Raw genomic sequence first — 21,779 nt, 5'->3', positions numbered from 1 at the left:
AGTGATCATAGTAGAGTATTTAGTCGGTGTCAGGGATAGAAAATGGTGATGTGGGACACCTCTGTAAACCGACGCGCCTTCCTGGCGGGGTCTGCCGGCGTCGCAGCATCGTTCGCGAGCGGTTGCATCACGATGAGTGCGACACCGCCGGGACAGAACGACCAGCAGGGAGTCGGCCAATCGGATAGCATTCTGAAGACGGGCGGGTCGTCGACAGTGTATCCCATCGTAAAACTGGCATCGTCACACTGGAACGGGAACTATCCGACGTCGGATCTCGAGTACTGGGGACCGACCCAGTACGGCATCACGACCGACAAGCGCCTCGCGAACTACTGGGCGAGCCGCTATGGATTCGAGGCGGGCGAGAACAGAACGCCGCCGTTCAACGTCTCTGTCAGCCTGAGCCACTCCGGGACGGGCCTGGAGAACTTGCAGGCGGGTCGCGTGTCGATCGGGAACGCGAGTGCGTCTGTCTCCGCGGAGTTCCCGGAGATGTCGCAGGAGGAACTCGATAAGTTCGAAGACCACGTCGTCGGCGTCGACGCGCAGCCGATCGTCGTGAGCAAGGAGATCTACCAGTCGGGCGTCACTCGAATAACCGCCGAACAGCTGAAGGCGATCTACAGCGGCGAGATCGACGACTGGTCACAGATCGACGGATACAACGGCGAGAGCAAGTCGATCCAGGCGATCGGTCGGACGCCCGGCTCCGGGACTGACACCTCGTTCCGGAAGAATCTCTACGGGGATCCGGACACCCCGATCCCGGGAGCCGACCAGCGGAAAGGACAGAATCAGCAGGTCAAAAACATCATTTCCAACTCCGACAACGCGATCGGATACATGGCGCTGGGCTTCGTCGACGACTCGATCGAGACGCTTACGCTCGTGTTCGACGGCACGGAGTTCGTCCCGGGCGAGAACCTCTCCGACGCCGACTATCCGCTCTCTCGCGACCTCCACTGCTACACCTACGACGGAACGTCCAAGATGGAAGCCGCGTTCCTCAGCATGATACTCAGCGACTTCGGTCAGGAGAAGTTCGTCAAGGCGTCGAACTACTCGGTGCTGACTGACGAACGACAGCAGAACCAGCTGGACGCGCTCCCCGATACAGAACAATGACATCGCCCGGGTATTTCGACTCGATCGAGGCGGGCGTGCGAACTAGCGGCATAGCTGGAGGTCTCATCCTGCTGGCCTTCGTTTCGGTGTTCGCGCTCCCACAGGCGACGGTCTATCTGCTCGGTGGCTTTGTCGTTACAGTGGTCTACGGGTGGTTCACGGACCGCGAGCGGACGGCGAAGTTCCTGTTTCTCCTGATGACTGTTTCCACGGTCCTCATCCTGGGACTGATCACGATCTATCTGATCGTCGAATCGATACCTGCCTTCAGCGCGGTCGGATTCGACCTCTTCTTCCAGACGCAGTGGACCTCCAGCGAGGGGATATACACGCTCGTTCCGATGATCTGGGGGACGTTCGTCACGACGATCATCGCGATGTGCGTGGCCGGTCCGCTGGGCCTCGCTGGCGCGATATTCCTCAGCGAAATCGCGCCGGGCTGGGCGCGTGAGATCACCAAGCCGGCGATCGAGGTCATGGCCGGAATCCCGTCGATCGTCTACGGCTTTCTCGGATACATCGTCTTCAGCAAGTTCCTCACGCGTGAAGCGGCCCTCCAGTTACCGCAACTGGGAAGCCTCTTCGCCGTCGGGATCGTCATCGGACTGATGGCGCTGCCGACGGTCGTCTCGGTCGCTGAAGACGCGCTGGCGGCTGTTCCCGACGCGATGCGAGACGGGTCGCACGCGCTGGGGGTGACCGACTGGCAGACGACGAACTCAGTCACGATCCCCGCAGCGTTTTCCGGCGTCTCCGCGGCCGTCTTGCTCGGCGTCGGACGCGTCGTCGGTGAAACGATGGCAGCAACGGTGATCCTCGCGAACGTGACGCGTCTTCCGGATCCCCTCACCGACGTCTTCGGGAACACGATCACGCTCACCAGTCTCATCGCGAATCAGCACGGGACCGCGAGCGGCCGCCAGCTATCGGTGTTGTTCGCGGCCGGCGTCGTCCTGTTCATTACCGTCCTTTCGCTGAGTATCGGATCCCAGTATATCGAGACACGCATGCAACGGAAACTCGGAGGGAAACAATGAGCACGGACATCCGAACGACCACGCTCGTCGAGTCCGGGTCGTCGACGAGAGAGATACTCGGGGGTTCGGTCGCCGCACTGGCGGTGTTGACTGTCGTCGCCGGGTTCCTCAGTGCGGCGATGATCGTCCCGGCCACGTCGACGATCGTCGGCGTCGAGGTCGGCACACTCATCGCCGGTCTGTTGGTCGTATCCGGCTTTGGGCTCCTCGCGGCCGGTGTCGCGTCAGTCCAGGGCGTCATCGAGGCGGACCCGACGTACACCCCCGGCATCCCGACGGCCGTCACCTACGGCCTCGTGTGGGCTGTTGCGGGCGCGGTCGTCTCGATCGTCGTGTTCGACCTGGGCGCACTCTGGCCGGTAGTCGCACTCCTCGTCGCCGCCGCCGTCGGGATCGGGACGGTACTCGTCCGTGAGGATCTCGGCGTGACTGTGCCAGCAGGGGCGTTCCTGCTGGCCGCTGGCGGGAGCGTTCTCGCCGGAGTACTCACGCCTGGCGCCCAGTGGAAGCCCCCCGCACTGTCAGCGACGTTCACGGGAACCGTCGCCATTCCGCTCCTCGCCATCGCCGGCGGGTTACTCGCCGTCTGGGCGGGTGCCAGGGTCCACGGCGGCTTCGGTGCCCGCGGCAGACAGAACGGTGCACACGCGCTGATCGGTGCCAACGCCATCGCGATGATATCGTTGCTCGTGTTAATCGTCACGTTCATCGCGATCAAGGGGTTCGGACCGATGACGGAGGGGATCAGGTACGGGTTCTATCCCGGGTTCTATCACTGGTTCCACTTCCACGTTCCCATCGTCGATACGTACGTCATCGTCAGCGGCCCCGAGATCTGGTTCTACTGGCCGTTCGTCATGGAACCGTTCCACCAGCTGGGCACGCTGCAAAGCGGCGTGCTGCCGGCGATCGTCGGCACGTTCTGGCTCGTGCTCGGCGCGGTGCTGTTCGCGGTTCCGCTCGGTATCGGTGCGGCGGTGTTCCTCACGGAGTACGCCGAACAGGGCCGGTTCACGCAGCTCGTCGAGGTCTCGACGAACGGCCTCTGGAGCACGCCGAGCATCGTCTACGGGCTGTTCGGTCTCGCGTTTCTCGTCCCCCGCATCGGTAACGGCCGCTCGATCGTCGCCGGCCAGCTGGTACTCGGGTTCATGCTCCTGCCGCTGGTCGTCATCACCAGCCGGGAGTCGCTGCAGAGCGTTCCCGACGAGTACCGTGACGCCAGTGCCGCTCTCGGCGTCGGCAAGTGGCAGACGATTCGGAGCGTCGTCGTCCCCGCTGCGATGCCGGGCGTCATCACCGGTGTCATTCTCGGCGTCGGGCGCATCGCCGGCGAAACGGCACCGATCCTGCTCGTCACGTCGAGCGACCCGTTCGAGGATACCGTGCCGAACGTCCTCGGGTCGTTCGAGCTCACGCTGTCGCCCCCGTTCGTGGCAAACGAAGCGCTGATGGAGGCGTCGAGCGCGCTCCCATACCAGCTATACGGCCTCATTTCGGCCGGCCTCGGCGATAATCTCGACTTCGCCTGGGGGACCGCACTGGTGCTCCTGATCGTCGTTCTGGGCTTCTACGCGATCGGCATCGCCTCGCGAGTGTACTTCCGGCGGAAACTCAACCAATGAGCGACTCACAGACCACACACGAATCAGACAGTATCGGCGTCGAAACGACCGCGACCAGTACGACGACCGCTGGCGAGACCGACGAGCGAATCGAAGACGACTGGATCGACTATCGGTTCGAGGGAACGCCGAAACTCTCCGTGCAGGACCTCGACGTCTACTACGGGGACGAACACGCGCTGCAGGACATCTCGATGGACATCCCCGAGCAGAGCGTCACGGCCCTGATCGGTCCGTCCGGCTGTGGCAAGTCGACGTTCCTGCGAAGCCTCAACCGGATGAACGACCGCATCAAGAGCGCCCGGGTCGAGGGGACCGTCGAGCTCGACGGGGCGGACATCTACCAGGAGGGGACAAACCTGGTCGAGCTGCGCAAGCGCGTCGGGATGGTCTTCCAGTCACCGAACCCCTTCCCGAAATCGATCAGGGACAACGTCTCCTACGGGCCGCGGAAACACGGCGAGATCAATACGGGGTTGCTCGCCCGTCTGCTGGGTCAGGACGACACCGACGAAGAAGAGGCGCTCGTCGAACGGTCGCTCAAACAGGCCGCGCTCTGGGACGAGGTCAACGAACGACTGGGAGACAACGCTCTCGGGCTCTCCGGCGGCCAGCAACAGCGCCTCTGTATCGCTCGCGCGCTCGCGACCGATCCCGAGGTCATCCTCATGGACGAACCGGCGAGCGCGCTGGATCCCATCGCGACCTCGAAGATCGAAGACCTCATCGAGGAACTCGCCGAGGAGTACACCGTCGTCGTCGTCACCCACAACATGCAGCAGGCGGCCCGGATATCCGACCAGACAGCCGTCTTCCTCACTGGCGGGGAACTCGTCGAATACGACGACACCGACAAGATCTTCGAGAACCCCGAGAGTCAGCGCGTCGAGGATTACATCACCGGCAAATTCGGATGACTCTGCCCGGCACGAACGAGCGTCGAGAGTAACACTGACGTATCTGACCACACCACACGGAACATACACCAATGCCACGCGAATCATACCAGGAGAAGCTCAACGCCCTGCGTGAGGACGTCCTCTACATGAGCGAGCTCGTCCTCGATCGCGTTCGACAGGGCCTGGAATCGCTCCAGCAGCGGGACGAACAGCTCGCACAGGAGATCATCGACGGCGACGACGAGATCAACCAGCTCTACCTCGATCTCGAACAGCGATGCGTCGACTTGCTCGCCCTCCAGCAGCCCGTTGCCAGCGATCTGCGGTTCATCGCCGCCTCGTTCAAGATCATCACCGATCTCGAACGGATCGGCGACCTGGCCACGAATCTCGGAGAGTACACGCTCGATGCCGGCCGAGAACGGTACCCGGAGGTCGACATCCAGGCGATCGGTAACGCGGTCGTCACGATGGTCGAAGACGCCATGGGGGCCTACGCCGACAAGGAGATCGACGCCTGTTTCGACATCGCCGAACGCGACGACGAAGTCGACGATCAGTGTTCGAACGCATCCGATGCCGTCGTTCGCGACCTCATCGAACGCGAAGTCGACGCCGGTGCCGACGAAAGTGAGATCGAACGCCTCATGGCTGACGTCTCGCGACTGCTGTTGACCATCCGCGACCTCGAACGGATCGGCGATCACGCGGTCAACATCGCCGCTCGGACGCTGTACATGGTCGAAAACGACGACGAACTCATCTACTGAAGCCACTTTTCACTTCGTCGAGTGCCCTCGCGTCCCTTCGGCGGTCTGCGGGCACCACTCCGCGAAAACGTTGTGATCCAAACAGGCCGGACGCTCCCGATGGTCGCGCCCGGTGAAACGGTACTCATCGCGGCCTCGCCGCTCGATTGGCGGGGTCGCTTGCGACCTCGCTCCCGGTCGCGCCGTATGCTGCATCTCTCGGCTACGCCTTCTCCAGCACTGCCACGTACTGCCCGTTCTCGCCCCGGTAGGTTTCTGTCCGGGTCCACACTGTCTCGGCTAGCACGTCGTCCATCTCTTCCGGGGCGACCAGCAGGTAGTCGAACCAATCCGTGCTGTGGGTCTTGTAGCGCGTCCGGATCCGGAGCGCACCCGGCAGTCGACCCCGATCGCGGTTGTTCTCGTGGTACGCGCGGTGGTAGTCGTCGATGTTCTCGTAGATGTCACGGCTCTCGGCGACGATCCGGGCGTCGTCGTCGGTGACTGTCGCCAGCCCGTCGAGCACCTCGGGTGCTGTCTCGCTCGTGCCGACCAGCCCGAAGTTGTTGCCCAGCATCAGCACCGTCTCGAAGGCGTCTGGGGAGAATGCAGCGGCCACGTCCGCCACGTCACACTGCCGAACGGCTTCGACACCGCGGTCGCGGCTCACCGCGACCGCGCCGGGCGAGACGTCGATCCCGACCACGTCGTGACCCTCTCTCTGGGCGTACAGCGCGTGTCGGCCCGCGCCACATCCCATGTCGAGGACGCGGCCCCGGAGGTGGTCGAGGCCGGAACCGACGTGCTCGCCCCAGTCGTCGACCTCGTTGAAGTACATCTCAGGCCCGCCAGAGGGCGCGATGAGACCGTCGTCGCGCTCGACGATCTCGAAGCCCTCCTCATTCTCGTGGTAGTCCCGGATCGCCTTCCCGTAGGCGTCTGCGTCCTCGTCCATGCTCTCAGGTGTCGCGGACGGCTGAAAAATACCGTCGGTAGTGTGCTATTCACTCTCAAAACTCTTCGACCCCTTCCAGGCCGTCGCCGGTGATCTGGAAGGTCGCAGTCTCGCCTGCAGCCTTCGACTGGTGTTTCTCCAGGGTCGCACGCCTGTTCCCGCCCCGGAACCGATCGAGTCGCAGGATGACAGCGGACCAGTGGTTGAGTGTGTGCCCGCCCAGCGCACGCGTGCCGTCGCTGTCGGGGTCGGTGTACACCTGGTTGGTGAATGCGACCCCGAGGTCGTGCTTGCGTGCCTGTGCGAGCAAGTGAGTGATCTGGCGGGCGACCGCCCGGAGTGCTTCACCCTCCTCCTGTTCGGTTCGCTCCAGTCGGTAGAAGCCTGTCGCGCTGTCCAGGACGACCAACTCCACCTGGCTCGCGAGGTCGGCGGCGTCTTTGACGGCCTGTTCCTGTTCCTCGAACGTGGTCGCTTCCGAGACGATGATGTTCGAGGCGATCGACTCGACGTCGCCGCGCGCGTCCGCCAGTTGCTCCATCCGATCGACGGAGACGCCCTCCGTATCGACGAACAACACGGACGAACCGCTCGCGGCGACTTCGACGGCCGCGCCGAGCGCGAGGTTCGTCTTGCCCGCGGCCGGCTGGCCGTAGATCTGGGTCGCAGCGCCGCGCGGGAAGCCGCCGTCGAGGAGGTCGTCGATGGGCGCACAGCCCGTCGGAATCGGCTCTGACACGCTCGCCGGTTCGTCGCCGACGCCCAAAAACGCTCGCATGACCGGCGGGACACCCCCAGGCCGAAATCGCTGCTGGGTGCGTGCCAGCAACATTTGAGAACGCCGCACAGACTATGTGATTCGATACCGAGACACATTTATGGCAATCGCTCGCCACCAGGCCGGAATCGTCCCCGCGATCCGGGCGCTGGCGTCGCAGGTCCACCCGGTGTTCATGCTGCCGCCTGTCGCGGTTTCGCTGGTGGGATCGCTCCTTGCCGCCCGGACGACGGGCACGTTCGCGCCGACCGTCGCCGCGCTGCACGCACTGGCGATCTTCGCGGCCGTCTACACGGCCCACGTCAAGGACGGCTACATCGATTTCTTCGTCCGCGGCGAGGACGACGATCACCCGCTCTCGGTGACGGGCTGTCGCATCGCGCTGGTCGGCGCCGGTGCGGTGTTTGCGGCCGCTATCGCGGGACTGTGGTCGACGGCCGGACTCGTCACCGTCGCGTTGACGGCGCCGACCTGGGCGCTGGGATACTTCCACGCACCGCAACTGGACACCGGTCCCGTCTCGGCGACTGGCGGGTATCCCGCCGGGATCGGGCTCGCGCTGCTCGGTGGCCACGCCGCCCAGGGGGCCCCGCTCGGACTAACCGTTCTCGGGCTGGCAAGCGTGCTGGTCGTCATTCTGCTTGGCATCAAAGTGATCGACGACGCGCAGGACCTAGCGTACGACCGTTCGATCGACAAGCGGACCCTCGCGGTCGTTCTCGGACCGGCTCGCGCCCGTCGGCTGGCGCACGCGCTGCTGGCGGCGGGCGCCGGCTTGCTGGTCGTCCTGGCAGCAGTCGGCGTGTTTCCCACCGGGACCGTCCTGGCAGCGTTCGCGTTCGGTGCGGTCGCGGCGATCAGTCGACGCGCCGGGCCGCGCGTGGCGACGATGCTGCTGGTCCGCGGTGTGTACGTCCTCCTCGCGTTGCTACTCGTCGCGCTGTGGTATCGGCCGTTCGCCGGCCCGCTCCCCGTCGATATCGGTGTCCTGGGTCCATATACATATCTCGCGACTGAGATCGTCTTCGGCAGCGTGGCGCTAGCGCTGCTGGTCCGTGCCGAAGCACTGGCCCGGGCAGCCCGGACGATCGTAGTCCTGTATCCCATCGCGTATCTCTGGGACTGGTACACGCTCGAAGTCGGCGTGTTCGCCATCAGGCTGCGCACAGGAGTCGATCTTCTGGGGATCCCCATCGAAGAGCACCTCTTCATCATCGTCGTGCCCGCCCTGGTACTCGGCATCCACGAAACGCTGACAGCGAACGATCGACAGTGACTGCTGTCATGCCCTTATCGCGATACCGGATTGCGTCCGCAGGGACTGCTATCGCTACGTTTCACAGGACGAATCCCGTCGAAGAATCAGGTGGTCTCGGGATCAATCCCCGAGTTTACGAACCGCTCAGTTCCACTCTGTGTAGCCGCACTTTCCGCAGTGGAGCCGGTCACCGTGATCGGCCAGGAACGCGTCACCACACCGGGGACACTGCTCGCGATCGGTCGTGCCGTCCTCGTCGTAGAGTTCGTAGCGGGCCATCTATGCCTCCTCCGCGGGGGCGTCCTCGCCGTCGGTGGTGATCTTGTTCCGCTCGAGCATGTGCTGCTGTTCGACGTCCAGAGCGGCCTCCGGATCGTCGTAGACCTTGGCGTAGCCGACGGTCTTGCGCATGCCGAACTTCGTATCGAGCTTGTGGACGACGACCTCCTCGGCGTCCTTGTTCAGCTTGGCCGCAAGCGAGTCCCGAACGGAGAGACGCGACGGGGTCGCCTCGTCGTGTGTCATCTCGAACCGGATGTCCGTCCTGTGCAACATGGGGTTTTCGTCTTCCGCGATAATGTCGACGTCCATAGTTCGTTGCTCATATATTCCCTCTGAATTGCCTAAAAGGATTTCGAACCGGCGAACGAGTCGGCGGCGCCAAAACAACCAAGTGTCGTGGCAACGAATATCAATGTATGCCGGGGGCCTGGATCTGGATCCTGGTGTACGTGCTCGCGTTCGGCCTGTTCCAGCTGTTGCTCTATCGCTATCTCCAGGGTGAGGATCGCCCTTCCATCGAGCAGGCGACTCCGGACTACGGCGACGCCGAGGTGGCCCGTTCCCGAACTGGGGCGACCCCGATCGAGACCGGCGAGGACGACGCAGTTCGGTGTCCGCGATGCGGCGCGTACAACGAACGCGATCCGGCGTACACCTACTGCAAGGAGTGCGTCCAGCGACTGCAGTGAACCGCCTCGGGGTCAAGTGGTTCGAGAATCTCCGATTCTCGTCATCTGCTCACGGCGCTTGCGCCGTTCGCAGGTTCGTGGGATTTTGTCCCACGCCCATCACGGAAATCAAAGATTTCCGGACGACCCCGAGGCACTCACCTTGCTTTCTCTGTAGACGAGCGAACGACACGCGTCCGCTGTTGCTCCGGTTTTCCGTCGTCGCTACTCGTTCACACGCCCTTGCTCATCAGGTGACTGCGCAGTACGTCAGCCTCCTTGTTTCCCGCGGCCGGATTGACGAGGACGACCGTCTCCCCGGCCGCGAAGACGTCTCGCTCGGCCAGGGCCATCGCGGCGCTCGCGGCCGCTCCACCGGCCGCACCGACCTCGACGGCGGCACTCTGGGCGAGCTCGACCGCGGCCTCCAGAATCTCCGCGTCGGACGTCGCGATCGCCGTCCCGCCGCTGTCGACCACTGCGTCCAGCACGTGTCCCGGTGCCGGCGGGTTGGCGATCTCGATCCCGCCACAGATCGTGTCCGGGTGCGAGACGGACGCCTGTTCGGTATCGCCGGACTTGAACGCCTCGACGATGGGCGCACAGCCTTCCGCCTGTACGGCGTGTACGGCGGGCATACCGTCGGTCCAGCCGAGTGCCTCGAACTCGCGGGCGGCCCGAGCCACCCCGACGGGGCCGAGGCCGGTCCCCGTCGGATACACGACGTGGTCGGGGCCGTTCCAGCCCAGCTGTTCGACGATTTCGTAGTAGGCCGTCTTCACGCCCTCCTGACGGTACGGTGTCTCGAACGGCGCGAGCGAATACCGGGGCTCCTCGTCGATCGCGTCCCCGAAAGTAGCGACCGCGTCGCCGAACCGACCGTCGACGACGGACATTTCGCCGCCGTGGACGTTGATCATCGCTTTCGCGTCGAAGATCGCACGCGACGGCACGAACACCTCGGCGTCGAGGCCCGCGCGAGCGGCGTAGGCGCTCACCGCCTGCCCGCTGTCCCCGGTCGAGGGGAGTGCAACCGTTTCCGCGTCGTGAACGGCCCCGGCAGCCACCGCGACTGCAGCCTCGCGGTCCGCGATCGACCCCGTCGGGTTCTGTCCCTCGTCTTTGATCAGCACGCGTTCGACGCCCAAACGCTCGGCGAGTGCGGGGGCTTCGACCAGTGGCGTCCCCCCTTCCCCCGCTGTCACGAGCGTCCCCTCCGGAAACGGCAGGAACTCGGCGTAGCGATCGACGCCGCCGAACCGGCGCGCTGTCAGTGCCGCACGGTCGAGTCCCGACTGCTCGTAGTGGGCCTCGAGGACGCCGCCGCAGTCCGGACAGCGATGTGTCACCGTTTCGGGGTCGTGAATGGTCTCACAGGCCGGACAGCGAAGCCCGGTAAACGCCGCTGTCGTCTCCATAGCCGGCTGTCCGTGGCCCACCGACAAAGCCCTGTCCGTCGCAGTCGTTTTGTGCTCGCCGCCCGCAGGACGGGGTATGACTGACGTTGCCGTCGCTGGCGGCGGACTGGCCGGACTGGTCGCGGCCCGCCGTCTCGCGGCCGACGGACACGACGTAGTGGTGTTCGAGCGCGAAGAGACGGTCGGTGGCCGCGTCCGGACACGACACGAGGACGGACTGACCTTCGACCGGGGCTTTCAGGTGCTTTTCACGGCCTATCCAGCCGTCCAGCGAGAACTGGATCTCGACGCTCTGGACCTGCGGTCGTTCGCGCCCGGCGCGACGATCGCACGGGCCGGCAAACGCTCGGTCCTGTCCGATCCGTTTCGCAACCCCCGCGACGGGCTGGAGACGCTGTTCAACCGCGAGGTCCGGACGGCCGACAAGCTCCGCACGTTCAGGCTCCAGCGTGAACTCGCCCGGACGGATCCTGAGGCGATCCTCGACCCGAGCCGGCCGGCGACGACGATCCGGGAGTACCTCGCCGACCGTGGCTTCTCGAAGGCCTACGTCGAACGGTTCGCCGCGCCCTTCTACGGCGGGATCACGCTCGATCGCTCGCTCTCGACGGACTCGCGCGTTTTCGAATACACCTTCAAGATGCTCTCTGCAGGGAAGACTGTCGTGCCCGCCGAGGGGATGGGCGCGATCAGCGAGCAGCTTGCCCGCCGCGCAAAGACGGCGGGCGCGCGGATCGAAACTGGTCGGACGGTGACGGCTGTCGAGGACGGGGTCGAACTCGCTGACGAACGGGTCGATGCGGACGCCGTCGTCGTGGCGACCGATCCACACACGGCCCGGGAGCTGACCGGCGTCGAGTCCATCCCGACCGGCTCGAAGGGGTGTGTCACCCAGTACTACACGTTCGACAGCTACGCGGAACTGGACACCGGGCGGAAACTCCTGCTCAACGCCGCGGACGGCCGACCGAACCAGATTGCACCGCTCTCGACGGCGGCCCCCGAGTACGCGCCCGAGGGGACGCAACTGCTGAGCGCGACGTTCCTCGGAACACAGGAGCGAAGCGACGAGCAACTCGCCGCGGAGACGCGGGAGGCCCTCTCCGCGTGGTATCCCGAACGCGATCTGGGCGGGCTGCAACTGCGCCACACTGACCGGATCGATTTCGCACAGTTCCCCCAGCCGCCGGGCTTTCGCTCCGAGTTGCCGGACCCGGACGCACCCGACGGGCCGGTCGTCCTCGCCGGCGATTACACGCGCTGGTGTTCGATTCAAGGAGCACTCGAGAGCGGTCGCCGTGCGGCCGAACTCGCCGGGGCGACGCTGCGATGACCAGCGAGAAGGAGAAGATGCTCGCGGGCGAGCCATACGACCCGATGGACCCGCAGCTGCGGGCCGAGCGCCGGGCCGCCCGCCAGTTGACGCGCCTGTTCAACGAGACCAGGCCGACTGCGGACGAGCGTCGCCGGACGCTGCTCGAAGCGTTACTCGGCTCCGGCGGCGAGACGGCCTTTATCGAGCCGCCCGTTCGCTGTGACTACGGCGAGCAGATCCACGTCGGCGAGGATTTCTTCGCGAACTTCGGATGCGTGTTCCTGGACGTCTGTGAGATCCGATTCGGCGACCAGTGTATGCTCGGGCCGGCCGTCCACGTCTATACGGCGACGCACCCGCTCGGCGCGGCCGAACGAACCAGCGGCACGGAGTTCGGCAAACCAGTCACAGTCGGTGACCGGGTCTGGATCGGCGGGCAGGCCGTGCTCAACCCCGGCGTAACGATTGGCGACGACGCCGTAGTCGCGGCTGGCGCGGTCGTCGTCAAGGACGTACCTGACGGTGTCGTCGTCGGCGGGAACCCGGCACGAGTGATCCGGGAGATCGACGCGTAGCAAAATACGGCCATACCGTGCGAAATAGAGTGGACAGGTCCGCCGGAACGGAGACTGCCTGATACGGATCGCTGTCAGTCTGTTCCGCATCGACTGCCCGGAGTCGGGCGGTCGGAGCGGTAAATCGTTACAGCGATCCGTATGAAACGACCGGGACGTTCCGGATTTATCTGTTGCCGCTACAAAACCCGGACAATGGAAGCAGCACAATCATACGAGATTACTGGCCTTGACCTGTCCGGCACCGAGTATACCGTCGAACAGACGGGCAAAGACAAGAACTTCCGCCCGGAGTACGAGGCCGAGGACGTCACCGGTGACACGATATTTCGCTGCACGCACCAGATGTACGAGGAGAACGATACGTTCCCCTTCGTCGATGAAAACGGAAACGAGTTGCTGACAGTGGAGGCCAGTAGCGCGATCGATATCGCCGGCGACTACGTACTGACTGATAGCCATACTGGGGAGGATATCGTTGTTCTAGACAACGACCTTTCACTTCTCCAGGATACCTGGCGGATCCGCGACGCCGAAGACGAGTCGCTGCTTGCCACGATCGCTTCGCGCGGCGGGCTTGTCACGGCGGGTCGGAAACTCCTGCCGGCCGGACAGTTTATTGGCCATCGATACGAGATAACTGATTCAGAGGGGACTGCTGTCGGCACCATCGAGAGTGATTTCGCAATCCAGGATCAATACGAGATCACGATCAGCGATAGTAGTTCAATTCCGGTCGGTCCGATCGTGGTCGGGACAGTCGTCATCGATGCGATCCAAGACACGTAGCCCGCGCTGTATTTCAACCCGATATAGTGCTACTCAAACGCCGAGGGCAAGTCGATCGGCACGGAGCCGTGCGTGTATCCGTCGATCCGGCTGTCGGGCCGAGCGCGGAAGACCACGGCCGGCCGATGGCCGACATCCGGCTGCTTTCGCATGATCTCGGACCATCCTTCGTCGGTAAACGACGAACAATCGACGAAGAGCGTGACACCGCCGCCGTGTTCCTGCAGCTGACCGCCGGTCTTGTTGGCCGCGGTCTGGCGGATCGCTGTGACCGCCGAATCGGCCGCCCGGTCGTCCGGCGGGACCGGCCGAGTCACTTCGACCAGCGTCGTCTCGGCGTCCGCGCGGTCGATCCGGAAGTCGATCGAATGGCCCGTCGAGATCTCGATCTCGGGTGTGACCGTATACCCCTGCTCGAACAGTACTTTCGCGACGGTGAACTCGCTCATCGCCGCCGCCATCCGGGTGAAGTGGACCGACTCGGAGGTCCCGAGTTTCGAGGCCATTACGTACCGGTACTCATCAAGCGCACCCGTTGCGAGGAACTCCTCGTAAAACGACAGCGCTGTCTCGCGGTCGGCGTCCGGAAACCCGGCGGCGTGCTCCCGGAAGAACGTCCGCGTACTCTCGCGGCCGTCCTTTGAGAGAAACACCGGCAAGAAAAACCACGCGAGCGTCGGCGTCGCTTCGAGCCACGGGTCTTCCTCGTAGAGCTGCGCGAGCAGTTCCCGCTGTGCCCAGTCGGCGACCGAGTCCGGCGACTCCTCGAAGGTCACTTTGTCAGTGCCCCAAAGGGTCTTGGGCGTCTCGGTGTTGCCCAGCCAGTAGCCACCGTCCTCGTCCCAGCAAAACAGCGCGATATCGCCGTTGTCCATCTCGAAGCGGCGCGCGTCGTACCCCTCCGGCTGTTTGTACCACGGCCTGGACATCTGAGCGCCCAGATTGTCATCCAGGGCCTGATAGATCTCGGCGCGGACGCGTCCCGCTGTCCAGTGGGCGTGCGACCGACGGAACCGGAGCGGTGTCGCCACGGAAATAGATAGACCACCGTCTCGTATATGTGTTCCGTGCTCGCAGTGCAGTCACCTTCGGGTCCGAGAACGGGTCGCTACAGTTCCTTGCTCACGTACGGCCCGTCCTGTTCGTATCCCAGCTTCTCGCGGTAGTACTCCCGCGCGCCGATCCCGCTGATGACGCTGAGTTTTTCGAACCCGGCGTCGCGGGCCCGCCGCTCGGCCTCACCAAGGAGTCGCTTCCCGTAGCCTTTGTGTTGCCAGTCGGGTACGTCGCCGGTCGCACCGCGGTCGCCGACGCCGACGGTGTTGCCGTAGACGTGCAGTTCCCGGACGATCGCGGCGTCGGCCAACTCCTCGCGCGTCGGATCGTTCGGGAAGCGCAGCCGGGCGAATCCCACGAGCAGGTCCTTCGAACGGTCCTCGTAGCTGATGAAGTGTTCGGTGCCGCCGCCGGCCTCGTAGGTCAGCGTATCGAGGCTCACGTCCTCTGGATCCTCGTCGTTCATCCCGACCTCTCGACACCGAATGCAGTCACAGGTGTAGCCGTGATCGCCCATCCGCTGGCGGGCGAGTTGCCGGAGGTTGGACTTCTGGACGCCGGCTTCGATGAAATCCGCCGGGATGTCCCGCTGGACGCGCTGGAGGCGGGTGTACGGCGGGATCATATCCTTGATCTCCGCGACGAGGTCGGCGGCCGCCTCGCTCGTGAGCGGGTCGTACTCGCCGCGGTGGTGCATATCGTAGGTCGCGGTCCCCTCGACGATGAGCGTCGGATAGATCTTCAGATAGTCCGGCCGCCACTGGCTCTCCTCGAAGATCCGCCGGAAATCCTCGATGACCATCTCCTCGCTCATCCCGGGCTGGCCCGGCATCATGTGATAGCCGACCTTGAATCCGGCATCCCGGAGGCGACGCGTCGCGTCGATGCTCGCCTGTATGCCGTGGCCACGATGCATCTCGCGGTTGATCCGCTCGTAGGTCGTCTGGACGCCGACCTCGACTTTCGTCCCGCCCAGCCGGAGCATCCGATCGATCTGCTCGGGACCGCACCAGTCGGGCTTGGTCTCGAAGGTCGTCCCGATGTTGCGGATGCTACCGGTCTCGTTTTCGGCGATGACGTCTTCGAGGTACTTGAACTCGTAGTCCTCGCGGTCTTGAGCGAAGGAGACTCCCTCTGCGGGCTCGGGCTCGGCGTCGGGCTCGAAATCGTTCATCGCCTCCAGGGCGCGCTTGACGAACCACTCCTGATAGTCGTGGCTCCGGGCGGTCATCGTCCCCCCCATCACGATGAGTTCGACCTTGTCGACGGTGTGCCCGATCTCCCGGAGCTGATTGAGCCGCAGGGTCACCTGGCCGTACGGGTCGTAGTCGTTTTGCTGGCCTCGCGCGGCGGCGGGCTCGTTACCGGTGTAACTCTGGGCGCTGGAAAACTCCGAGTCCGGGCCGCCCGGACAATAGAGACACTTGCCGTGGGGACAGCGCTCGGGTGAGGTCATGATCGCGACCGGCGCGACCCCCGAAGCGGTCCGGACGGGCTTGCGACGCAGGACTGACTCCAGTTCCCCACGACGACCCTCTGGGGCGCGATCGAGCAACTCCGAGTTCTTGGGGACTTTCGGGGAGCCGTATTTCGAACAGACCTCGCGTTTGGCCGCCTCGACGCCGTCGCGTTCGAGGTCGCCGACGAGGATGCGGTCGATCAACTCGGTGCAGGCCTGCTCGAAGGCGTCCTCTGTCTCCGGGCTGTCGGTGCTCATGGCCGCAATACTGTCACGTACTCATGGAGACGGCAGAATAAGGGTGTCGCTACAGGTAGCGTCTCATAGACCGTGGTCGCCTTACATGTAGCCGAGGTCGCGCAGGCGCTCCATCAGGTCCTCTTTGTCCTGGGCGCGGCCGGCGCGCTCGGTCGTGTTGGCCATGTCCTGCAGCCAGGCGGGCTCCTCGGCGGACTTGTCCGTCGAGACCTCGCTCCCCAGCGAGCGAAAGCCGGCGAAGTACTTCGGGCTGACCGGCACGTCCTCTTTCTCGACACCGTCGGGCAAGTCGTCCTGGCCCTGCGGGACGTAGCCGTCCTCGGGGAAGCCTTCGACCGTGTCCGGCACGACGAAGTTCCAGAACGTGTCCCAGACGTCCGCTTCGGCGAACTGCAGGATCGGCTGGACGCGGTCGTGGGGCGGGTAGATGTCCGGATCGTGACGCGGCGAGAAGAACGTCTCGTCCGCTCGGGCTTCCTGTTCGTCCCAGCGCACACCCGAGAGTACGGCGTCGACGTCGTGGGCTTCGAGGGTGTCGTTGAGCGCGACGGTTTTCAGCAGGTGGTTGCCGACGTAGGTGTCAAGCAGGAACGGGAACGTGTCCTCCTCGTACTCCAGCAGATTCCGGACGTGGTGCTGGTTGTGCTCCGAGAGGGCCTCAACCGGGATGTCGTCGCCCGGCGTGAGACCGTTCTCGTCGACGTAGTCGCCGACGTCGGTGTTTCGCGCCCAGATGACCTCCAGGTCCCATTCGTCCGCCCAGTACTTGACGAAGTCGATGAGTTCGTCGAAGTGCTGGTAGTGGTCGATGAACACGACCGGCGGCACTTCCAGATCGAAGCGGTCGGCGACCTCCTTGACGAAATACAGCGTCAGCGTCGAGTCCTTGCCGCCGGTCCACATGACGACCGGGTTCTCGTACTGTTCGAGGCCTTCGCGAGTGACTTCGATCGCCTTCTCGATCTTGTCTTCGATACTCGGGTAATCCGCGGGCTCCTCACCCTCGCCGTCGGTATAATCGACGTCGAGGTACTCGGGGAATTCGGCTTGCTGTGACATCGTCTAATGAGATATAATTAGATGACACTGTAAGTGTCTTTCGGGACTGTCTGAACGCAGTGGGAATCCACTGCGGAAGATTGCCTCGGTCGGAACAGGCTTGGGCGTCGGTGCCGTTCGGTCGCCTATGCGGCTGGTCAGCGACGGCGAGCAGTGTTACGTCCTGCAGCGTTCGAACGGCGAGATCTGCCGACTGCGGGAGCTGTCCGAGGGAACGACGACGGCCCGGCCGTGTTCGGACCTCACGCCGATCAGCCCGGCCGAATTTGTCGAGGCGCGTGACGCGGATATCGACGTTTCAGGCCCACGAGAGCGATCCGAGCGGGCCGTTGCGCTCGCTGCCGAGCTTGCGGTTGCCGGGCCGACCTCCGCACGGGCACTGCTCGATCGGTTCGATGCCTGTGAGAGCGACATCCACGGGGCGACGACAGAACTCCGGGCGGCTGGACTGATCGAGCCGACGACCGTCCACGGGGAGCGCGGCTACCGGGCTACCGAGCAGGTCAGCGACGCGCTATTTTAGGGCTCGACGAGCGCCGCCGAATCCATTCGCTCGACCCGCGAGCGGTTGGTCGTGGCGTCTTTCTCGACGTGAACGAGATCATCAGCCGCGCCGATCAACTCCTCGTCGTGACTGACGACGACGATCTGCTCGACGCCCAGCTCGCGCATCTGTTCGATCAACGCCACGAGTTGGGAGACGTGGCCCGAGTCGAGGAATACCGTCGGCTCGTCCAGGACCAGGGGGGGCATCGGCGCGGTCCCCTCGATTCCCTCGGCCAGCAGTCGGTAGATCGCCGTGCGCAGCGAGAGGTTGAACAGCGCCCGCTCGCCACCCGAGAGCTGTTCGGGTTCGAGCCGCTGGCCGTCTTTCTGATAGATCGTCAGTTCGTAGTCGCCATCGAGTTCAATCCGATCGTATGAGGCGTTCTGATAGACCAACTCGAAGGTGTCGTTGAGCATCCGTTCGAGCGTCTCGACGTTGCGCTGGCGCAGCTCCGCCCGGAGCGTGCCGTACATCGACTCTAACTGCTCAGTTTCCTCGTACAGCGACTCCAGACGCTGGACGGTCGCCTCGAGTTCCCCACGGCGTTCCCGGAGCCCTTCGAGTTCCTCGATCTCGTTGCTGACGCCGCCGATCCGACTCTGTAAGTCGTTACGCCGTTCCCGTAGCTCGTCGAGTTTCTCGTCGACTTGCTCGATGTAGTTCTGTGCGTTCTGTCTGTCCTGGCGGGCGCTCTCGACCTGGGACTGTTCGACCGCCTCCGCGAGTTCGGCCTTCCGCTCGCGTTTGTCCGCGAGGCGCTGGCGACGTTCCTCGTTGGTCTCCGCGAGGTCCGCCCGCCGTTCCCGCAGCCGTTCGAGTTCACTCTCGGCCGCTTCGATAGCCTCCAGGGCATCCCGAGCCCGCTCCATGCGCTGTCGACGCTCCTTGAGTTCGCCCCGCTGTTCGTTGACAGTCCCGATCTCCTCGCGCGCGTCCTCGGCCGCTGCCTGGGCCTCACTCGCGGCCGCACGTTCGTCTTCGGCCTCGCTTTCCAGTTCGGCCGCCGACTCCCGGAGTTCGTTCACACGTTCGCGGTCCTCGGAGAGGCTGGCTTCCTTCTCCTCGATCAGTTCCGAAACGGTCTCGCGGCGGTCGCGAAGCCGTTCGATCTCGCTTTCGGCTTCCACCAGCGCCTCCGCGCGTTCGAGCCGTTCATCCAGCCGTTCCCGTTGCTCGCGCAACTGCTCGCGTTCGGCTTCCAGCTCCGCCAGCGTCTCCCGCTCGTCCGCGAGGGACTCGACGTGTGGCGACCCTTCGACGTCCTGGCCGCACTCGGGACATTTGCCCGCTTCCAGTAGCGCCTCGGCTTCCTGGATCGACTCGCGCTGCTGCTCGATCGTCGCCGTGAGATCGGACAGCTCCGTCTGTCGGTCGCTGCGCTCGTCTGCAAGCGACTCCCGGTGGGCCTCGGCCTCGCCGATCTCGACCGGCGCGTCCTCGAATTGGGCCTGCAACTCCTCGATCTCCTCCGTGAGGCCCGCAAGGCGCTCGCGGCGCTCGGCGATCGCTTCCTCGTCCGCTTCGATCTCCGTCGCCAGGTCTTCCGCCCGCGTTCGTTTCTCCGCGGCCTGCTCTTCGAGGGACTTGGCGCGTTCGCGGGCGTTCTCGGCGTCGCTCTCGTGTTCGCTGGCCGCGAGTTTGTACGACTCCAGTTCGTCCCGAAGCTGTTCGTCACGCTCCTGTAGGTCCGCGAGGCGCTCGTCGACGGTCTCGATATCGGCGTCTGCGTCGAGTTCGGAATCGGCCAGCTCTCCTTTGACCGTCTCCTCGCTGTCCTCGATCGTCGCCCGCAACTCCCCCATCTCCGATTGCAGCGACTCGCGCTCGCGCTCGGTGTCGGCGATGGTCTCCTGTAGCTCGTCGATCTCGTCTTCGAGTGTCGTCAGCTCCTCGCGTTTTGCCTCGTACTCCTCGAGGACGGACTCGGCTGTTTCGAGGGTTTCGACCGCCGCCTCGCGTTGGTCCTCGAAGCGCTCGATCTCGGATTCGACCTCCTGCAGTTCGGTCTCCAGTCGGTTCAGCGTCTCATGGAGCTCCTTCTCTTCCTTGGCCTCTATCTGCTCGGCGATCTGTGAGAGGGCGCCTTGCTTGTCGTCCCGGACCCGGCCGACCCCGACACGGGCCTTGCTCGCCCGGGATCGATACTCCTCTAACTTGCCCAGTTGCAGAAGGTCATCGAGCATATCCTGGCGCTCGCCCGGCGTCGCGTTGATGAGCTTGTTGACCTCGCCCTGCCGGACGTACGCGCAGTTGACGAACGCCTCGTGGTCCATCCGGAGCAGTTCCGTCACGTGCGCCCGGACGTCCTGAGCGCCCTCGTAGGTCGCGCTCGGTCCCTCCAGGACGCACTCGGCGGTCGTCGGCTGCTCGCCGGTCGCCCGGATCCGACGCCTGAGATGGTAGTCCCCGCCGGCGTGGGTAAACCACAGTTCGACGATCGTCTCGTCGGCCCCGGTCGTGACGATATCCGAGAGGGTCGCATCGAGCGCACGGGCCCCGTACAGCGCGAAGAAGGCGGCCTCCAGCAGCGAGGATTTCCCGCTACCGTTGACGCCGTGGATCACTGTCACGCCCGGGTTCAGTCGCAGGTCGGCGTCCGCGTAACACTTGAAGTTCTGCAGGGAGATCCGCGTGAACTTCATAGGTATTCCTCCATCGTGGCCTGGCCGTCGCCCGCTCCGGCGTCTCCCTGCGTCGAGCCACTCCCGTCGTCTGAACTCGTCCCGTCCGCCCCGTCTCCGTCCGCTCCGCCCGTGTCGTCGGTCGCTGCCTCGTCCGTCTGTTCACTGCTCTCGGGCGCCGACGCGAACGCCCCCTCGTCGGCTTCGGCGACGAACTCCGCGACGCGGTCTTCGATCACATCCGCGACCTTCGAGTCGGCGACCTTGCTCGCCCGGATCGTCTCGTCGAGGTCCCGGGCGGCCGGACTCAGTCCCAGCTCGCGGATCCGCTCGCTCACGGCGTCGTCCGGGTCAGCGAAACTGACCGAGACATCGCCCGTATCCTCGATCTCACGGCGGTCGTTGACCCGGGCGACCAGCGCCCCCGCATCCAGCGCGACGGTCTCGATCTCGGCCGGCGTGATCGGTTCGCCCTCGCCGGTGATCGTCACGATCACGACCGCCTCCGACAGATCGTATTGCTCGACTCGCTCGCGGACGCGCTCGTACCCCTCTCCGTCCCCGAGTTCGACGTCCACGAAGACGAACTCGCGGGTCGGCAACCCCCGGCGACGGATGTCGACGCCCTCCTCGAAGGTCACCAGGTTGTAGCCGCGATCCGCCCGCTCGGAGGCGCTGGCGCGCTCGGTCGAGCCGCAGTAGGTCACCCACGTCGAGCCCACCTGTGTGCGTTTGGGTTCGTGGTCGTCGCCCAGCAACATCGCGTCGAACTCGACGGGAGCGGCCGACAGCAGTTCCTCGGCGTCCCAGTCGCCGTGATCGAACGGCTGGAACAGTCCGTGCGAGACCAGCGCTGCGTGCTCGGCGTCGTGTGGCTCGAAGTCGTAGTCCAGGTCACCACGCTGGGAGCGAGCCACGAAGTCCAGGCCGTAGAAGGCCGTGTTTCCGACGGTCACCGGCTCGGAGCCGAGCCGCCTCGCCAGCCCCAGCGACTCGTAGAGGTCGAGCCACTGGGCCTCGCGTTTGGCCTCGTGGTTGCCGACGATCGCCAGAAACGGAATGTCGGCCGCGTCCAGGTCACGGAGCACCGACAGCGTACCCATGATATCGGGCAGTCCCGGACGACGGTCGTGAAAGAGATCCCCAGCGTGGACCACCGCGTCGACGTCCTCGGCGACGGCGTCTTCGACCACCTGCCGAAACGAGCTCAGAAAGTCCTCCCGGCGCTCGGGCTCGTGATACTGCTGGTAGCCCAGATGGGTGTCCCCAGTGTGGATAACCCGCGTCATTGCCCGCCCGTATG

The 21,779-nt window shown here is 64.7% G+C and carries 21 protein-coding genes; 11 read left to right on the top strand and 10 right to left on the bottom strand.

Annotated elements, in window-relative coordinates; genetic code table 11:
- Window positions 1-42: 42 nt before the first annotated feature.
- The 5 genes from HSEST_RS08505 (at window position 43) to phoU (ending at window position 5,459) form a co-directional block, all read left to right on the top strand.
- Complete coding sequence (locus tag HSEST_RS08505; RefSeq protein WP_418886511.1) at window positions 43-1,128, top strand: PstS family phosphate ABC transporter substrate-binding protein; 1,086 nt, start codon at window positions 43-45, stop codon at window positions 1,126-1,128.
- Window positions 1,125-2,165 (top strand): phosphate ABC transporter permease subunit PstC, encoded by a 1,041-nt coding sequence (gene pstC / locus HSEST_RS08500; protein ID WP_229120508.1) that lies wholly within the window; start codon window positions 1,125-1,127, stop codon window positions 2,163-2,165. Before HSEST_RS08505 ends, pstC begins: the two co-directional genes overlap by 4 nt.
- Window positions 2,162-3,790 carry a phosphate ABC transporter permease PstA gene (gene pstA, locus HSEST_RS08495; RefSeq protein ID WP_229120507.1) on the top strand — a complete coding sequence of 543 codons (1,629 nt, stop codon included), beginning with the start codon at window positions 2,162-2,164 and terminating at the stop codon, window positions 3,788-3,790. The genes pstC and pstA overlap by 4 nt, the downstream gene beginning before the upstream one ends.
- Window positions 3,787-4,707 (top strand): phosphate ABC transporter ATP-binding protein PstB, encoded by a 921-nt coding sequence (gene pstB / locus HSEST_RS08490; protein ID WP_229120506.1) that lies wholly within the window; start codon window positions 3,787-3,789, stop codon window positions 4,705-4,707. Before pstA ends, pstB begins: the two co-directional genes overlap by 4 nt.
- Before the next feature lie 71 nt (window positions 4,708-4,778).
- Window positions 4,779-5,459: a phosphate signaling complex protein PhoU gene (gene phoU, locus HSEST_RS08485; protein ID WP_229120504.1), complete on the top strand. Its 681-nt coding sequence runs from the start codon at window positions 4,779-4,781 to the stop codon at window positions 5,457-5,459.
- 202 nt (window positions 5,460-5,661) lie between these two features.
- On the opposite strand, the gene HSEST_RS08480 is transcribed toward phoU, so the two are convergent.
- Window positions 5,662-6,393: a class I SAM-dependent methyltransferase gene (locus tag HSEST_RS08480; protein ID WP_229120503.1), complete on the bottom strand. Its 732-nt coding sequence runs from the start codon at window positions 6,391-6,393 to the stop codon at window positions 5,662-5,664.
- 55 nt (window positions 6,394-6,448) lie between these two features.
- Window positions 6,449-7,171 carry a DNA repair and recombination protein RadB gene (radB, locus tag HSEST_RS08475; protein ID WP_267491932.1) on the bottom strand — a complete coding sequence of 241 codons (723 nt, stop codon included), beginning with the start codon at window positions 7,169-7,171 and terminating at the stop codon, window positions 6,449-6,451.
- Between the two features lie 100 nt (window positions 7,172-7,271).
- Between radB and HSEST_RS08470 the strand changes: the two genes are divergently transcribed.
- Window positions 7,272-8,447 (top strand): lycopene cyclase domain-containing protein, encoded by a 1,176-nt coding sequence (locus HSEST_RS08470; RefSeq protein ID WP_418886510.1) that lies wholly within the window; start codon window positions 7,272-7,274, stop codon window positions 8,445-8,447.
- 126 nt (window positions 8,448-8,573) lie between these two features.
- Here the strand turns inward: HSEST_RS08470 and HSEST_RS08460 are convergent, their stop codons facing one another.
- Together HSEST_RS08460 and HSEST_RS08455 are read right to left on the bottom strand one after the other, a co-directional pair.
- Window positions 8,574-8,708, bottom strand: coding sequence for a 30S ribosomal protein S27ae (locus tag HSEST_RS08460; protein ID WP_229120502.1), 135 nt, complete (start codon window positions 8,706-8,708; stop codon window positions 8,574-8,576).
- Window positions 8,709-9,020, bottom strand: a complete 312-nt coding sequence (locus tag HSEST_RS08455; protein ID WP_229120500.1) for a 30S ribosomal protein S24e — start codon at window positions 9,018-9,020, stop codon at window positions 8,709-8,711.
- A gap of 107 nt (window positions 9,021-9,127) precedes the next feature.
- Here HSEST_RS08455 and HSEST_RS08450 point away from each other — a divergent pair, with 107 nt between their 5' ends.
- Window positions 9,128-9,400 (top strand): DUF7577 domain-containing protein, encoded by a 273-nt coding sequence (locus HSEST_RS08450; protein ID WP_229120499.1) that lies wholly within the window; start codon window positions 9,128-9,130, stop codon window positions 9,398-9,400.
- Between the two features lie 212 nt (window positions 9,401-9,612).
- Here HSEST_RS08450 and HSEST_RS08445 read toward each other — a convergent pair whose 3' ends face one another.
- Window positions 9,613-10,797, bottom strand: a complete 1,185-nt coding sequence (locus HSEST_RS08445) for a threonine synthase (protein WP_229120498.1) — start codon at window positions 10,795-10,797, stop codon at window positions 9,613-9,615.
- Between the two features lie 76 nt (window positions 10,798-10,873).
- Here HSEST_RS08445 and HSEST_RS08440 point away from each other — a divergent pair, with 76 nt between their 5' ends.
- From HSEST_RS08440 to HSEST_RS08430, 3 genes are all read left to right on the top strand, one after another.
- On the top strand, window positions 10,874-12,130 hold the full coding sequence (locus tag HSEST_RS08440) for an NAD(P)/FAD-dependent oxidoreductase (RefSeq protein ID WP_229120497.1): 1,257 nt from the start codon (window positions 10,874-10,876) through the stop codon (window positions 12,128-12,130).
- Window positions 12,127-12,687, top strand: coding sequence for a maltose acetyltransferase domain-containing protein (locus HSEST_RS08435; RefSeq protein ID WP_229120495.1), 561 nt, complete (start codon window positions 12,127-12,129; stop codon window positions 12,685-12,687). Before HSEST_RS08440 ends, HSEST_RS08435 begins: the two co-directional genes overlap by 4 nt.
- A gap of 195 nt (window positions 12,688-12,882) precedes the next feature.
- The gene (locus HSEST_RS08430) at window positions 12,883-13,476 is read left to right on the top strand and encodes a hypothetical protein (protein ID WP_229120492.1); all 594 of its coding nucleotides are present in this window, start codon (window positions 12,883-12,885) and stop codon (window positions 13,474-13,476) included.
- Between the two features lie 29 nt (window positions 13,477-13,505).
- Here the strand turns inward: HSEST_RS08430 and HSEST_RS08425 are convergent, their stop codons facing one another.
- From HSEST_RS08425 to HSEST_RS08415, 3 genes are all read right to left on the bottom strand, one after another.
- Window positions 13,506-14,507 carry a DUF5784 family protein gene (locus HSEST_RS08425; RefSeq protein ID WP_229120491.1) on the bottom strand — a complete coding sequence of 334 codons (1,002 nt, stop codon included), beginning with the start codon at window positions 14,505-14,507 and terminating at the stop codon, window positions 13,506-13,508.
- Between the two features lie 77 nt (window positions 14,508-14,584).
- The gene (locus HSEST_RS08420) at window positions 14,585-16,249 is read right to left on the bottom strand and encodes a tRNA uridine(34) 5-carboxymethylaminomethyl modification radical SAM/GNAT enzyme Elp3 (protein WP_229120490.1); all 1,665 of its coding nucleotides are present in this window, start codon (window positions 16,247-16,249) and stop codon (window positions 14,585-14,587) included.
- Window positions 16,250-16,330: 81 nt separating this feature from the next.
- The gene (locus HSEST_RS08415) at window positions 16,331-17,308 is read right to left on the bottom strand and encodes a phosphoadenosine phosphosulfate reductase family protein (RefSeq protein WP_229120488.1); all 978 of its coding nucleotides are present in this window, start codon (window positions 17,306-17,308) and stop codon (window positions 16,331-16,333) included.
- A 127-nt stretch (window positions 17,309-17,435) separates the two neighbouring features.
- On the opposite strand from HSEST_RS08415, the gene HSEST_RS08410 reads away from it, so the two are divergent.
- Window positions 17,436-17,831: a DUF7346 family protein gene (locus HSEST_RS08410; RefSeq protein ID WP_229120486.1), complete on the top strand. Its 396-nt coding sequence runs from the start codon at window positions 17,436-17,438 to the stop codon at window positions 17,829-17,831.
- Here HSEST_RS08410 and rad50 read toward each other — a convergent pair.
- Window positions 17,828-20,497, bottom strand: coding sequence for a DNA double-strand break repair ATPase Rad50 (gene rad50 / locus HSEST_RS08405; protein WP_229120480.1), 2,670 nt, complete (start codon window positions 20,495-20,497; stop codon window positions 17,828-17,830). The genes HSEST_RS08410 and rad50 overlap by 4 nt on opposite strands.
- On the bottom strand, window positions 20,494-21,765 hold the full coding sequence (gene mre11, locus HSEST_RS08400) for a DNA double-strand break repair protein Mre11 (RefSeq protein WP_229120478.1): 1,272 nt from the start codon (window positions 21,763-21,765) through the stop codon (window positions 20,494-20,496). Before mre11 ends, rad50 begins: the two co-directional genes overlap by 4 nt.
- Window positions 21,766-21,779 lie beyond the last annotated feature (14 nt).

The sequence above is a fragment of the Halapricum desulfuricans genome (genome assembly GCF_017094465.1).
GTDB lineage: Archaea > Halobacteriota > Halobacteria > Halobacteriales > Haloarculaceae > Halapricum.
The sequence above is the reverse complement of the archived record's forward strand: the minus strand, read 5'-3'. Positions and strand labels throughout refer to the sequence as shown.